This window comes from Eubacterium sp. BIOML-A2 (assembly GCF_009680135.1).
GTDB classification, from domain to species: Bacteria; Bacillota; Clostridia; order Lachnospirales; family Lachnospiraceae; genus Faecalicatena; species Faecalicatena contortus_B.
Genome location: NZ_WKZK01000090.1, coordinates 1 through 13,329, shown reverse-complemented (window position 1 = coordinate 13,329; position 13,329 = coordinate 1). Strand labels below are relative to the sequence as shown.

At 46.3% G+C, this 13,329-nt stretch carries 11 protein-coding genes and 1 pseudogene; 10 read left to right on the top strand and 2 right to left on the bottom strand.

Annotation, left to right across the window (positions count from 1 at the left end):
- Both GKG43_RS21975 and GKG43_RS21970 read left to right on the top strand, forming a co-directional pair.
- Positions 1 to 695, top strand: a 695-nt coding sequence (locus tag GKG43_RS21975; protein ID WP_129880048.1) for a sensor histidine kinase, incomplete at its 5' end; no start/stop codon positions are given.
- Complete coding sequence (locus GKG43_RS21970; protein ID WP_050639022.1) at positions 692 to 1,363, top strand: response regulator transcription factor; 672 nt, start codon at positions 692 to 694, stop codon at positions 1,361 to 1,363. The genes GKG43_RS21975 and GKG43_RS21970, both read left to right, overlap by 4 nt.
- Positions 1,364 to 1,529: 166 nt before the next feature.
- Here GKG43_RS21970 and GKG43_RS21965 read toward each other — a convergent pair whose 3' ends face one another.
- Complete coding sequence (locus GKG43_RS21965; protein WP_129880046.1) at positions 1,530 to 2,393, bottom strand: methionyl aminopeptidase; 864 nt, start codon at positions 2,391 to 2,393, stop codon at positions 1,530 to 1,532.
- Between the two features lie 47 nt (positions 2,394 to 2,440).
- Positions 2,441 to 3,685: a DUF1015 family protein gene (locus GKG43_RS21960; protein WP_129880044.1), complete on the bottom strand. Its 1,245-nt coding sequence runs from the start codon at positions 3,683 to 3,685 to the stop codon at positions 2,441 to 2,443.
- Positions 3,686 to 4,404: 719 nt separating this feature from the next.
- On the opposite strand from GKG43_RS21960, the gene GKG43_RS21955 reads away from it, so the two are divergent.
- The 8 genes and pseudogenes from GKG43_RS21955 to GKG43_RS21920 all read left to right on the top strand — a co-directional run bounded on the left by GKG43_RS21955 (position 4,405) and on the right by GKG43_RS21920 (position 13,151).
- A complete protein-coding gene (locus tag GKG43_RS21955; protein ID WP_050639019.1) occupies positions 4,405 to 5,025 on the top strand; it encodes a TetR/AcrR family transcriptional regulator in 621 nt (206 codons plus the stop codon).
- Positions 5,026 to 5,182: 157 nt separating this feature from the next.
- Positions 5,183 to 6,973 carry an ABC transporter ATP-binding protein gene (locus GKG43_RS21950; protein ID WP_129880042.1) on the top strand — a complete coding sequence of 597 codons (1,791 nt, stop codon included), beginning with the start codon at positions 5,183 to 5,185 and terminating at the stop codon, positions 6,971 to 6,973.
- Complete coding sequence (locus GKG43_RS21945) at positions 6,970 to 8,700, top strand: ABC transporter ATP-binding protein (RefSeq protein WP_055152244.1); 1,731 nt, start codon at positions 6,970 to 6,972, stop codon at positions 8,698 to 8,700. Before GKG43_RS21950 ends, GKG43_RS21945 begins: the two co-directional genes overlap by 4 nt.
- Before the next feature lies 1 nt (position 8,701).
- Positions 8,702 to 8,839 (top strand): annotated as a pseudogene (locus tag GKG43_RS23485) (cysteine-rich KTR domain-containing protein); the annotation flags it as partial.
- A 691-nt stretch (positions 8,840 to 9,530) separates the two neighbouring features.
- Positions 9,531 to 10,523, top strand: coding sequence for a radical SAM protein (locus GKG43_RS21935; protein WP_050639015.1), 993 nt, complete (start codon positions 9,531 to 9,533; stop codon positions 10,521 to 10,523).
- Positions 10,524 to 10,558: 35 nt separating this feature from the next.
- Positions 10,559 to 11,584, top strand: a complete 1,026-nt coding sequence (locus GKG43_RS21930; protein ID WP_173020142.1) for an NrtA/SsuA/CpmA family ABC transporter substrate-binding protein — start codon at positions 10,559 to 10,561, stop codon at positions 11,582 to 11,584.
- Positions 11,581 to 12,390 carry an ABC transporter permease gene (locus GKG43_RS21925; protein ID WP_129880038.1) on the top strand — a complete coding sequence of 270 codons (810 nt, stop codon included), beginning with the start codon at positions 11,581 to 11,583 and terminating at the stop codon, positions 12,388 to 12,390. Before GKG43_RS21930 ends, GKG43_RS21925 begins: the two co-directional genes overlap by 4 nt.
- Positions 12,387 to 13,151 carry an ABC transporter ATP-binding protein gene (locus GKG43_RS21920; RefSeq protein ID WP_129880036.1) on the top strand — a complete coding sequence of 255 codons (765 nt, stop codon included), beginning with the start codon at positions 12,387 to 12,389 and terminating at the stop codon, positions 13,149 to 13,151. Before GKG43_RS21925 ends, GKG43_RS21920 begins: the two co-directional genes overlap by 4 nt.
- The last annotated feature ends 178 nt before the right edge of the window (positions 13,152 to 13,329 follow it).

Genomic DNA, 13,329 nt, shown 5'->3' with positions numbered 1-13,329 from the left:
TCTTTCATACTGATTTTAGTATATCAGATTCATTAAAATCTGTCCGAAAAAGTGTCTTAATTTATGAGACCATTATACTGGAAAAGAAGTCCATAGACAGGGAACGAAAAAGAATAACCAGAGAGCTTCATGATTCTATCGGTTACACGCTTACAAATATTACCATGATGATGGAAGCGGCCTTAAGAAAAAACAATAACAATAAGGAGTTGGATCAGCTGCTGGAGCTTACAAAGGAGCAGGCAAAGGAGGGTTTGCGGGAAACCAGAAAAGTGTTGTACTTTCTCCGGGAAGAGAATATTGAGACAAGCGGATTGATTGCGGTAACACGGATGCTGGAAATATTTGAGGAAAGCACGGGTATCCATATAGAACAGACGTTTATTGATATTCCAAAAAGTATGTCTAAGGAATCGGAAGATTTTATTTACCGCTTTGTACAGGAAAGCGTAGTGAACTCTTATAAACATGCACATGCTAATAATATTCATATTATTTATTCATACATTGACGGCATTTTGTATATCCGGATTGAAGACGATGGCAAGGGATGTAAACAGTTAAAAGAAGGAATTGGAATAACAGGTATGCGGGAGAGGCTCAGGTATCTCGGCGGCAGCCTGAGTATATATAATCAAACGGACTGCTTTGCGGTTGTAGCAAGTATTCCTATTGATGCGGGAGGGAAGGCATGATAGACATATTGATTGTTGACGATCAAATACTATTTGCAGAGAGTCTAAAGCAGGTGCTGGAAGGAGAGCTCGATTTTAATGTCGTTTTTGTTGCTTTACATGGGCAGGAAGCACTTGACTATTTGCAATGTCATTCTGTAGATATCATTTTAATGGATGTCCGTATGCCGATAATGGATGGTATAGAAACCGTAAAGCAGATACGAGAGAAAGATGCAGATACCAAGATTGTCATGTTAACAACTTTTGATAATGATGATTATGTTTATCAGGCGATTAAATTTGGTGCGAATAGTTATCTCTTAAAAGATATGGCGCCGGAAGTATTTTTTGAATCGATACGAGCAGTGCTAACAGACAATGTCATGATGTCGGAAAAAATACTGAAAAAAATTACGAACAGGCTTACTAATGGTGAATATGAGAAGGAAGATTTGAAATGTGCCGAAAAGATAGGGAGGCTGAATCCAAGGGAAAAAGAGATTTTATACTTAATATCATGCGGAAAAGAAAATAATGAAATTGCAGATATAATATTTGTGGGGCCGCAAACAGTGAAAAATTATATAAGTATAATATATACAAAATTAGAAGTAAAAAATAGAGTACAAGCTGCTAAATTAGCGTTTGAGTATGGTTGTGACAGGCTTAAGGATAGTATTAAGTAATAGAAAGGCCAGGATTAAGGGGTGATATGAGACTCCTTTTCCTGGCTGTCTTTGTTTAAAACAATATTGGATTTCAAATTATCATCTTTTCCATGCAATAAGGTTTACGAAGTAGAGTAATCAAAGCAGTACTTCTTTTTACTGACTGGCTTTTCTAACGCGTTTCTTATTTTGCTAATACTTCAACCCCGTCCTCGGTGATCATGACCATATATTCGACCTGTGCGGATAGCCCGTCATCAATAGTATAAACGGTCCAGTCATTCTCTTCATCGATAAAGAAATCAGGGCTTCCCTCATTAATCATCGGCTCAATGGTGAACATCATACCAGGCACAAGAAGCATCTCGCTTCCCTTAGGCGTTACATAGCTGACAAACGGGTCTTCATGGAACTGCAGCCCAATGCCGTGTCCGCCGATCTCTTCCACAACGGAGTAACCGTTGGCTCGGGCGTGTGTGTTGATTGCGTCCGCGATATCACCCAGATGCCCCCAGGGCTTAGCAGCGGCCAGCCCCAGTTCTACGCATTCTTCAGTTACCTTTATAATGCGCTCGGCGCGCTCGGAGATTTTCCCCATTTTAAACATGCGGGAGGCATCTGAAAAATAGCCGTTCAGAATGGTTGATACATCCACATTGATGATATCGCCCTCCTGGAGAATGATATTCTTATCCGGAATCCCATGGCATATCTCATTATTTAATGAAGTGCATACACTTTTCGGGAATCCCTGATAATGCAGGGGGGCGGGGATGCCGCCATTCTTTGTTGTTACATCATAAACGATCTTGTCGATCTCTTCGGTACTCATTCCGATGTGGATCTGCTCTGCGACCGCATCCAGCACCGCGGTATTCAGGGCAGCGCTTTCTTTGATCTTTTCAATCTGGAATGGAGTTTTTAGCAGCTTGCGGTTTGGGACGATTTCGCCTCTGTCCGCATGAAGCTTTAATTTTTCTTCAATTGCCATGTGGCATTTTTTATATTTCTTTCCACTGCCGCACCAGCAAAGGCCATTTCTTTCCATTTATTACATCTCCTTTTTTATTCATATAATGGAACTGTACCTGCAATCTATCTTTCGAACTGATGGATAAAGAATCCGCTTCTGAGTTTGGGCTCAAACCAGGTGGACTTGGGCGGCATAAGCAGCCCGGCGTCTGCCACTGCAAGCAGCTCCTCCATAGAAGTCGGATACATGGCAAATGCAGCGCCGTCACCTGCTCTGTCTACGGCCTCTGCAAGTACATCAAGCCCCCGTATACCGCCTACAAAGCGGATCCGGCTGTCTGTTTTGGGATCGCGGATATTCAGCAGCGGGCCAAGGACTACATTTTGCAGGACTGATACATCCAGCCTGTTCACGGGGTCTTCCGAAAACAGGTGCGGATGTGCCGTCAGCCGGTACCAGCAGCCGTTTCCATAAAGTCCGATCTCGCCCTTGCAGGAAGGACGACAGACCTCGTGCCCCATATCGGTAATTTCAAAACCGCTTCTGAGCAGATCCAGAAAATCGTCAAATGTATAACCGTTCAGATCCGCCACCACCCGGTTATAATCGTAGATGTGCAGCTCTTCTGCCGGAAACAGGACGGAAAGGAAATAATTGAATTCCTCCTCACCGCTGAAGCCGGGATGTTCCTTGCGGCGCTTCAGTCCGGCCTTTACGGCGGATGCAGCACGGTGATGGCCGTCTGCTATATAGATATTATCAATTCCCTCGAAAATATGAGCGATTTTGGTGATATTTTCCGGACTGCTGATTTTCCAGACCTGATGCCTGACGGAATCTTCGCTTGTAAAATCATAGAGAGGAGCAGTGAGTTTTACTGCTGCTATCATAGTATCCAGCTCAGGGCGGGCATGGTAGGCCAGGAAGATCGGCCCAGTCTGTGCGCTTAACGTGTCCACATGACGCGTCCTGTCCAGCTCCTTGTCTTCCCTGGTATTTTCGTGCTTTTTGATTCGGTTCTCCATATAATCATCGATCGAAGCGCAGCCCACAAGCCCGGTCTGGATCCGCCCATTCATCATGAGGGCGTAGATATAGTAACAGGGATCTTCATCCCTGACGAAAGAACCGTCCTGGATCATCTCTTCCAGAGTGTCCCTCGCCCTGTCATATACAGGCTGGGAATACATATCCGTATCCGGTGCAAACTGCGTCTCGGCTCTGTCAATTTTCAAAAAAGAAAGTGGGTTCTTGTCCACTACTTCCCGGGCTTCTTCCCGGTCATATACATCGTAAGGCAGTGCGGCAATAGACGAAGCCAGTCCTTCTGCAGGCCGCACGCCCTGAAAGGGTCGGATAACTGCCATAATTGTTCTCCTTAATATTTAATCTAAATTTGGTGAAAAGGGTCTGGCAAAGAGTGCCAAAACCCTTTTTATTCTAGCACAAACATAATAAATTTACTATAGGAATTTAAATGTGACTGTAGTACGAAGGAATCTAAATCGGGATTTAGTCGGCAAGCTTTAGACTTGTCGACGGACGGGGACGCTTCATGACAGGGAGGCTGGAAAGGTGCTGGGGCTGTATATGCCGTTGTGATATGTACCCATGCTGCTAAGTAATTCTTGAACACCCGATGCCGGATAGGCGGGTACGCTGAACATATTACGGGAAATCTGATGATTTTTATGAGCCGTTTCATCTTATCGTAGAGCTGTTCAGAGCCGCCGCAAGAGGCAGACACTTCATAAAATGTTGCGCCGATTTTGTAAATGACTGTTTCATTTGCCGGATTGTCCTGTTTCTGCTTATAATCTGCTGTTTCCTGTTCTTGTTTCCATTCTATTCCTTTTCCGTCCTTCCTTTACTTTGTAATGTGATAAGTTTCTTAGCAAGCATAGGAAAAGGGTACCCTTTTCCGAAAATGCCCTGCATTTTCTTACTCCTACTACGGAAAGCATGGAGAAAATGCCAAACTCATAGAAAAAATCAAAAATCTGTTTTGAAATATTGACAAAGTTTTTGATTTGCAGTATCATATAACAGCGATATATAACAGTGTTACAAACAAGGAAGTGAGACAATGAGCGAAGCAGAACAAACAGCAACACTACACCTAATTCTATCAGCAGCCATGCAGGAATTTCTTGAAAAAGGGTATAAGTCTGCTTCTTTGCGAAACATTGTCAAAGCAGCAGGCGTGACAACGGGTGCGTTCTATGGCTACTACGACAGCAAAGAGGACTTGTTTGAAGCACTGGTAGGCGAACACTACAACTTTTTACTGGAACGATTCTGCAAGGCTCAAAAAGAATTTGCTGAAATCCCGCCAGAGGAACAACCCGACAATCTGACTTCTACTTCCGGCGAGTGTATGTATGAAATGCTCTTGTATGCCTATGAACACTTGAATGAATTTAAGCTCATACTTTGCTGTGCGGAGGGAACACGTTTTTCAAAATTGATTGATGAAATGGTAGAAATTGAAACAAAAGGAACGCATGATTATTTAGCGGTTCTTGAAAAAATAGGCAGAGCTGCACCGCCTATTGATGAACGATTAGAGCATATCTTGATTACAGGAATGTTTAATACTTTTTTTGAGCTGATTATACATGAAATGCCGCTTGAAGAAGCAAAGCATTACTTGAAAGAAATGAGAGCTTTCTATACTGCTGGGTGGATGAAGATTATGGGGCAATAAAAAACGAATAAATTCGTTAGGGCAATCTGCCCTATAATTTTTATAAGTGAGTTAGTTACAACTAACTTCATAAGGTCCCTACTAACCAAAATGAGGATATTCGAGGGCAAACATTCTGTTCTCATATCATAAAAATTTTTCAAGGAGGTTTTTTTCAATGAAAAAACAGTCAAACCTATCAAGATTGATGGGCTATGCCGGAGCGCATAAGATTTTAACCTATCTTTCTTGGGTATTGTCCATAATGAGTGCGCTGTTGGCTCTTGTACCTTTTTGGTATATATGGCGTATCATTCACGACATACTGGAAGTTTCCCCTGACTACTCAAAAGCAGGGAATGTTACAAGCTACGGTTGGTCTGCGGTATTGTTTGCGGTTATCTCTATTGCTGTCTATATAGCCGCTTTGATGTGTTCGCACATAAGCGCGTTCCGGGTTGCCGCAAATATCCGAAAAGAGCTTATGCGCCATATTACAGCCCTGCCACTTGGAGTAACGGAAAAGTATGGAAGTGGAAAACTGCGGAGAATCGTAAATAGTTCCAGTGCTGCTACGGAAACGTATCTTGCACATAGACTCCCCGACAAAGCGGGGGCGATCGCCACCCCCATAGGTCTGCTTTTCCTGTTGCTTACCTTTGACTGGCGGTTAGGACTTTTAAGCCTTGTTCCTGTTATACTTGGTTTCTTGATTATGATGAAGATGACAGGAGCAGGAATGGAACAAAAAATGAAAGAATATCAAAACGCACTTGCTGATATGTCAAATGAAGCCGTTGAATATGTACGAGGCGTACCCGTAGTAAAGACTTTCGGACAGACAATTTTTTCTTTCAAACGCTTCAAAAACGCGATAGATAATTATGAAACATGGGTAATCGCATACACAAAAGCGTTGCGTCTGCCTATGATGTTCTATACAACGGCAATCAACGGCGTATTCGCATTTTTGATTGCCGGAGGTATTCTCTTTACAAGGGGCGGTGTAACAAATGAACTGTTGCTAAACCTTATCTTCTATATTGTGATTACGCCTGTTATCGGTACGACACTCACAAAGATTATGTTTATGAGTGAGGACGCAATGATTGTAGGGGACGCAATTAACAGGATTGATGAAGTGCTGAACGAAAACCCATTGTCTGAAAGCAAAGTGAATAATATCCCTAAAGATAATGGGATTACATTAGAATGCGTTAGTTACAGCTATGACGGAGAGAAAAACGCGCTCAATGATGTATCACTTTCAATAAAGCCGGGACAGACAGTGGCATTAGTAGGAGCATCCGGCGGCGGCAAGACGACACTTGCAAATCTTGTCACAAGATTTTTTGACCCGCAAAAAGGACGCATACTGATAGGGAATATCGACATACGCGACATTCCGAAAGAAACATTGATGAATAAGGTATCTTTTGTATTTCAGAACAGCCGCCTTATCAAAGCGTCCATATTGGAAAATGTGCGTATGGCAAAGCCTAACGCTACACGAGAAGAAATCGCCCATGCTCTGGAAGCTGCACAGTGCTTGGATATTATCGAAAAATTACCGAATGGCATTGATACGGTTGTCGGCACAAAAGGCGTGTACCTATCCGGTGGCGAACAGCAAAGAATAGCGATTGCCCGCGCAATTTTGAAAAATGCGCCTATCCTGATTCTTGATGAAGCGACCGCATTTGCCGACCCCGACAATGAGGTGCGCGTACAACAGGCGCTATCCGCGCTCTCAAAGGGAAAGACAGTAATTATGATTGCGCACAGGCTATCGTCAATCACAGACGCGGATTGCATTTATGTATTGCAAGACGGCGAGGTTGTAGAAAGTGGCACACATAGCGAACTGATAGAGAAAAACGGCATATTCACAAAAATGTGGAAGAATTATTCCGAAGCGGCAGAATGGAAAATTTTGAATGAAAACAAAGGATTGGAGGTAAATGCATGATTAAGACATTACAAAGACGCTTTGCGTTATCAAGACAGGGGGCTGTCGATTTGATAAAAGGCTGTATTGCTTGTGTGGCACAGGATATATCCTTTATGCTCCCTGTTGGACTACTCTATAACTTTGTTATTGATACCATGAACGGGAATGTAAATGGAAACCGTATTGCTTTCTATATAGTTGGTGCTTTGGTTTGCCTTTCCCTTATCTTTGTTGTGACTTGGTTTCAATATAACGCCACTTATTTAGCTACTTATGTGGAAAGCGGTGTAAGGCGTATCTCCTTAGCAGAACAGCTTCGTAAAATCCCGTTATCCTTTTTTGGAAAAAAAGATCTTGCCGATTTGACAAATTCAATTATGGGCGACTGCGCCACACTGGAAACAGCGTTTTCCCATTATGTACCTGCATTGGCAGGCTCCCTTATTTCAACAACGCTGATTGCAATCTGCCTTTTTGCTTATGACTGGCGTATGGCTCTTGCGGCGGTTTGGGTTTTACCGATTGCATTTACAATCACATTCTTTTCAGCACGCATACAGGAATACTTTAACCGTAAATCCGTAGAGGCAAATGTTGCGCTTGAAAGCGGCGTACAGGAGTGTATCGAAAACTTACAGGACTTGAAATCAAACAATGCGGAAGAAAGTTATCTAAAAGGGCTTGACAAAAAAATTGACTATGTAGAAAAACGGCACATTATCACAGAACTTGGGACAGCACTTTTTGTTGTTTCCTCAACACTGATATTAAAGTTTGGGATTGCTACGGTTGCTCTTGTAGGTTCTGCGTTGCTTATTCTTGGGGAGATTGATATTCCGCTGTTCTTTATGTTTTTACTTGTAGCTTCGAGACTGTATGCCCCGCTTGAGGGTGCATTACAGAATCTTGCTGCGATAATTTCTACCAAAACGAACATAAACCGTATGAATGAAATTCTTGACCACCCGATTCAGACAGGAAGCAATGCAATGACAAATAAAGGCTATGACATTGTATTCGACCATGTAGGATTTGCCTATAATACGGGGGAAACTGTATTGCAAGATGTTTCCTTTACGGCTAAACAAGGAGAAGTTACCGCCTTAGTCGGACCGTCCGGCGGCGGCAAAACTACGGTGTCACGCCTTGCCGCGCGGTTTTGGGACATAAACAAAGGAAAAATCACTGTTGGCGGTATGGATATATCAAAAATAGAGCCGGAAACATTGTTGTCGCTGTACTCTATCGTATTTCAAGATGTGACGCTGTTTAACAACACAATTATGGAGAATATCAGAATAGGCAGAAAGGATGCGACCGACGAAGAAGTGATTGCAGCGGCAAGACTGGCAAATTGTGAAGAATTTACGTCAAAGCTACCTGATGGTTATAACAGCATGATTGGGGAAAATGGTTGTGAACTTTCCGGCGGCGAAAGGCAGCGTATTTCAATCGCTCGCGCTTTCCTTAAAAATTCTCCGATCATCTTACTTGATGAAGCAACAGCAAGCCTTGATGTGGAAAACGAAACATTGATACAGGCTGCTTTATCAAGGCTGATAAAGGATAAGACCGTACTTGTTATCGCCCACCGTATGCGTACCGTAAGCGGCGCGGATAAAGTAGTTGTGCTTTCAGACGGTTCTGTTGCTGAACAGGGAGCGCCGGAAAAACTGCTGAATACAGGCAAGATTTACCCGCATATGGTAAAGCTGCAAATGATTAGTCAAGATTGGGGCATTTAGTATGAATATCGAATGGATAATATGTCCTATAGGTCAAAGAAAAACAAGATGGAAGATACGTGGCGATACCGAACTGAAGAACTTTCCTCTGTACTGCCCGAAATACAGGCAGGAAACCCTTATTAACGTCCAACAACTGTTTCCTGTAACGGGCTTTTACGACCATAGAGATGAATACACAAATCATTATAATTGCTTAAATAATTCATATTACCAAAATGCCTATGCGGCTTTATGCTGCGTGGGCATTTTTTATGATATAGGAAATTCCTCTGGAATTTCCTATATCATAAAAACCCTCAGGGGGATACACACGCCGCAATAAGGTATATAGCCGCAAGGCGGCATCGCGGCGGCGCCAAAGCGTGCAAGCCCCTCATGAGTGAGGGGGGAGTTGAGGTGGGCTTGCCCACTTTGTTCTAATAACCCCCTACTGGGAAGAAAGGGGGTGAAAAAAATGAGCTATTCCAAAGAATATAAAGAGCATATAGAATATACTTTTGCTGCCTTTTGTAAAGTCGAAAGCAAATACCCTTTGAAATCATTGAAAATATATATCGAGTTGTGGCAGAAGAAAAAATCAAACACGGAACAGAGAGTCTGATCAGGATCGCCCAGCTATGAACATGGGGATGTTTTCGTGAGAGAGAAACTTGTCCCGTATAAAATACAAAACATTCTTGAGAAATTACCAGAAACAATACCTGTGCTGTCTTATCCTAGTTTATATAGACGCTGCAGAAGCAGCGGCTTTTGAAGAGAATAACTTGGGCCGCAAGAGACTGACCGGGGTCTGCGTGGGCGCATGAGAAGGAAGGCGGTTATTGATAATGTTGGACTTGGAATTGATTGAGTATGCGGAAAAACGAATTCACAGCAAGGAGGTCTTAAGTAAGGAGCAGATTGTTCAGCTGCTTAGTATTGAGCCTGGAAGCCGGGCATGGGAGGCTCTGGGGCTGGCAGGGCGCAGGGCGGCTAAGGAGCTTACAGGGGAACGGGCCTATCTTTGGGGGGCAATTGGTGTGGATTTTGTTCCCTGTTCTATGAACTGTGACTTTTGTTCGTTGGGAGAAAAATGGGGGATTGTTGGTGAACGGCGGGAATATAATGCAGAGGAGACGGTTCGTCAGGTGCGTGAGTATGCAGAGAACGGTGTGAGGTGGATCGTTCTGCGCACTACGGAGTTTTATTCCCAGGCTCAGCTGGGGGAGATGATCCGGTATATACGGGAACAGGTACCGGGAGCTTACGAGATCGGACTTAACATCGGAGAGTTTGGAGTTGAGACGGCCTACTGGCTTGCAGAATGCGGAGTAGATTTTATTTATCATTCCCTGCGTCTGGGTGAAGGGCGTGACACTCGTTTTGAGCCGCAGACACGTATTGATACGCTGAGGGCGGTACAGGCTTCCCCTTTGAAGCTGGTATTTCTTGTAGAGCCCATTGGAGTGGAGCACACGAATGAAGAGATTGCGGATCTCTGCCTGCTGGCAGCGGACTGTGGGGCGATTGTATCGGGCGCTATGGCCCGGATCCCCGTGCAGGGTACGCCTCTGGGCGTACATCTCCAGGTCAGTGACGAACGTATGGCTCAGATCATTGCCGTGACGCGGCTGGCCTGCGGCGCCTGTGTGCCCGATATCTGCATCCATCCCGGAACTCAGCTGGCTATGGAGTTTGGGGCAAATGTGACCGTGGTGGAGACGGGGGCCATTCCCAGGGATACCTGCTGCTGTTCCGGGGGCAAATGGAATCAGTTTGATACGGTACGGGCCAGGGAATTATTTGAAGCGGCGGGATATACTGTCCATCAGACTGCATAAATGGAATACGATTTTGGAGAGGGAGGAATAAAAAGATGAAAATCGGGAAAAAAGTGATTTCACTGCTCATGACAGGCGTGCTTCTGGGCGGGCTGTGCGCTGGGTGCAGCCCGGTAAAAGAGGGGACAAAAGAACAGAAGAAAGACCCGGCGGCAGCGCAGGGGGCAGAACCGGCTGCCGAAAACATGAAAGCTACGGTGGGTACCTGGAAGACGGCACAGACGCTGACACCATATTTTTATGAGGAGGCACTGGGGGACGGCGCGGTGATTGAGGTGAAGCCGTTTACCAATCCGGGCGATCAGAAGACCGCGCTTCTGGCCGGCAGCCTGGATATGACCGGTACGACTATCCCTACCGCGATTACTGCAGCGTCAAAGGGGGAACCTGTCAAGGTTGTGGTCAGCCTGTGCAATAAATGCTCTGCCCTGGTGGTGGGAGCAGAATCCAAAATAGAGAGTGAAGCGGACCTGAAAGGGAAGACCATTGCCTATGTCCCGGGTACGATGCACCATGTTCTTTTGCTGGATGTGCTGAAGCGGGCAGGGCTGGATCCGGATAAAGACGTTACCTTGGTGCGGATCGACTTTTTCGATATGGGACAGGCATTGTCTGACGGTACGATCGATGCCTTTCTAAGCGGTGAGCCATACCCCTCACAGGCGGTAAAGGACGGCTACGGCAGGATTCTCAGCTATCCATACTTTGACGACAGTATCGGAACCATTAATGCGGGGATGATCGTGACAGAAGATACCATTGAAAAGAACCCTGGGCTGGTTCAGAGTCTGGTGAATGCACATATTAAAGCCACCCAGCTGATGAACAGCGATACGGATGCGTGGCTGGAAAAAGCGGCGTCTTTTGGCACGGACAAGGCTCTTCTGGAGGCATCGGCTAAGAACATAGAGTTGTGTTGGGATATTGATGAACAGTACATTCAGAATACAAAAAACCTGGCTCAGCAAATGCTGGAGCTGGGCATGATCGATACTGTTCCGGATATCGACGCCATGTTTGACCTGAGCTTCCTGGAACAGGCAAAAGAGGGGCTCCAGTGAAACGGGCGTCCCGCAAGGCCGGAGGTTTTGATCCCGCAGGGCTGATTCTTCCGGCTCTGATTCTGATCGTCTGGTTCGCCGCGACGACCTGGGGCGGGATGCCGGCGTATAAGCTGCCCTCGCCTCAGAAATTGCTCTGCGTGCTGGTTGATTTTGATACGGGGCAGCTTGGGATTACCCCCTATTCCGGAACGCTCTGGGGACATCTGCTCCACAGCCTGAAACGAGTGGCCAGCGGGTTTGGCCTGGCCGCTGTCTTTGGCCTGATTCTGGGTTTTCTAAGCGGAGGAATTCCGTTGGTGCGGCGGCTGGTGGATCCGCTGATCCATCTCGCACGGACGATTCCCGGTATAGGCTGGCTGCCGGTTGCGATCGTCTGGTTTGGCATCGGAGAAGGCAATACACTGTTTCTGATCGCACTGGCCTCTTTCTTCCCAATCTATATGAATACCGCACACGGCACCTCCCAGGTGCCGGAGGTAACCTTGCGCGCCGGGCAGATGCTGGGCGCTAAAGGATTTAGCCTTTTTCGGACGGTCATTCTGCCCGCTGCTTTTCCCGATGTGGCAGTCGGTCTGCGGCTGGGACTGGGAGTTGCCTGGGCATATCTCGTGCTGGGAGAAGTGACCGGGGTGACCGAAGGACTGGGCGCGGTTATGACGGATGGCCGGATGCTGGGGCATGTGGACATTGTCCTGGCAACGATGATTGTCATTGCCTGTGCGGGAAAGCTGACGGATCTGCTGCTGCTGGCAGTATGCCGTGCTGTCAGCCCCCAGATGCGTAAAGGAGGAAATAAGTCATGAATGAACAGGGCCTGTTAATCGATCAGATCTGCCAGAACTTTCAAAATGAAAACGGCACGCATACAGAGGCACTGGATCATATCTCCCTGCACATACGTCCAGGAGAGATCGTTTCCTTGCTGGGACCCAGCGGCAGTGGAAAGAGTTCTCTGCTGAACATCATTGCCGGTTTTGATGATCCGGTATCCGGAGAAGTGCGGCTGGACGGGGAAAAGGTCACTGCACCCTCAGCTCAGCGGTGCGTCGTATTCCAGACTCCGGCGCTTTTTGAGTGGCTGACCGCCCGGGAAAATGTGGCGTTCGGCTTGAAACGCCGCGGGGCTGCCCCGGGTAGGCAAAAGAAAGAGGCTGATGAGATGCTGCGTCTGGTGGGCCTGCAAGGCTCTGAAGACAAGTATCCCCATGAACTGTCAGGCGGTATGCAGCAGCGCGTGGCGCTGGCAAGGGCATTTGTGCTCCATCCGCGGCTCCTGCTGATGGACGAACCATTTGCAGCCCTGGACGCCCAGCTGCGCTGCCAGATGCAGGACCTGTTACTTCACCTCTGGGAGAGCCGGAAACAGACGATTCTCTTTGTAACCCATGACGTAGAAGAGGCCATCCGTATCTCCCACCGTATCGTCGTCCTGGAACGCAGTCCAGGCAGGATCAGGGAAGAATTCACGGTTCCTTTCCCCATGTCCTTCCGGGCAGGGCTGCTGGGAGACTCTGCGTTTCAGGCACTGCGGAAACAAATTCAGGAGTTCATGTTTACACTATGATCCACAGAAAAAGATTACTTTTATTATTATGAATCGCTTCACGGATGGGGGGGACGCTCCATAAATGGATAGCCGAAAACCTCCCGGAGAACATCCATGTCCTTTCAAAAACGCGGCCGCGGACCTAAGAAATTCTAGGCGGGAAACAGCCCTGAAAATGGAGCACCACTGACACATC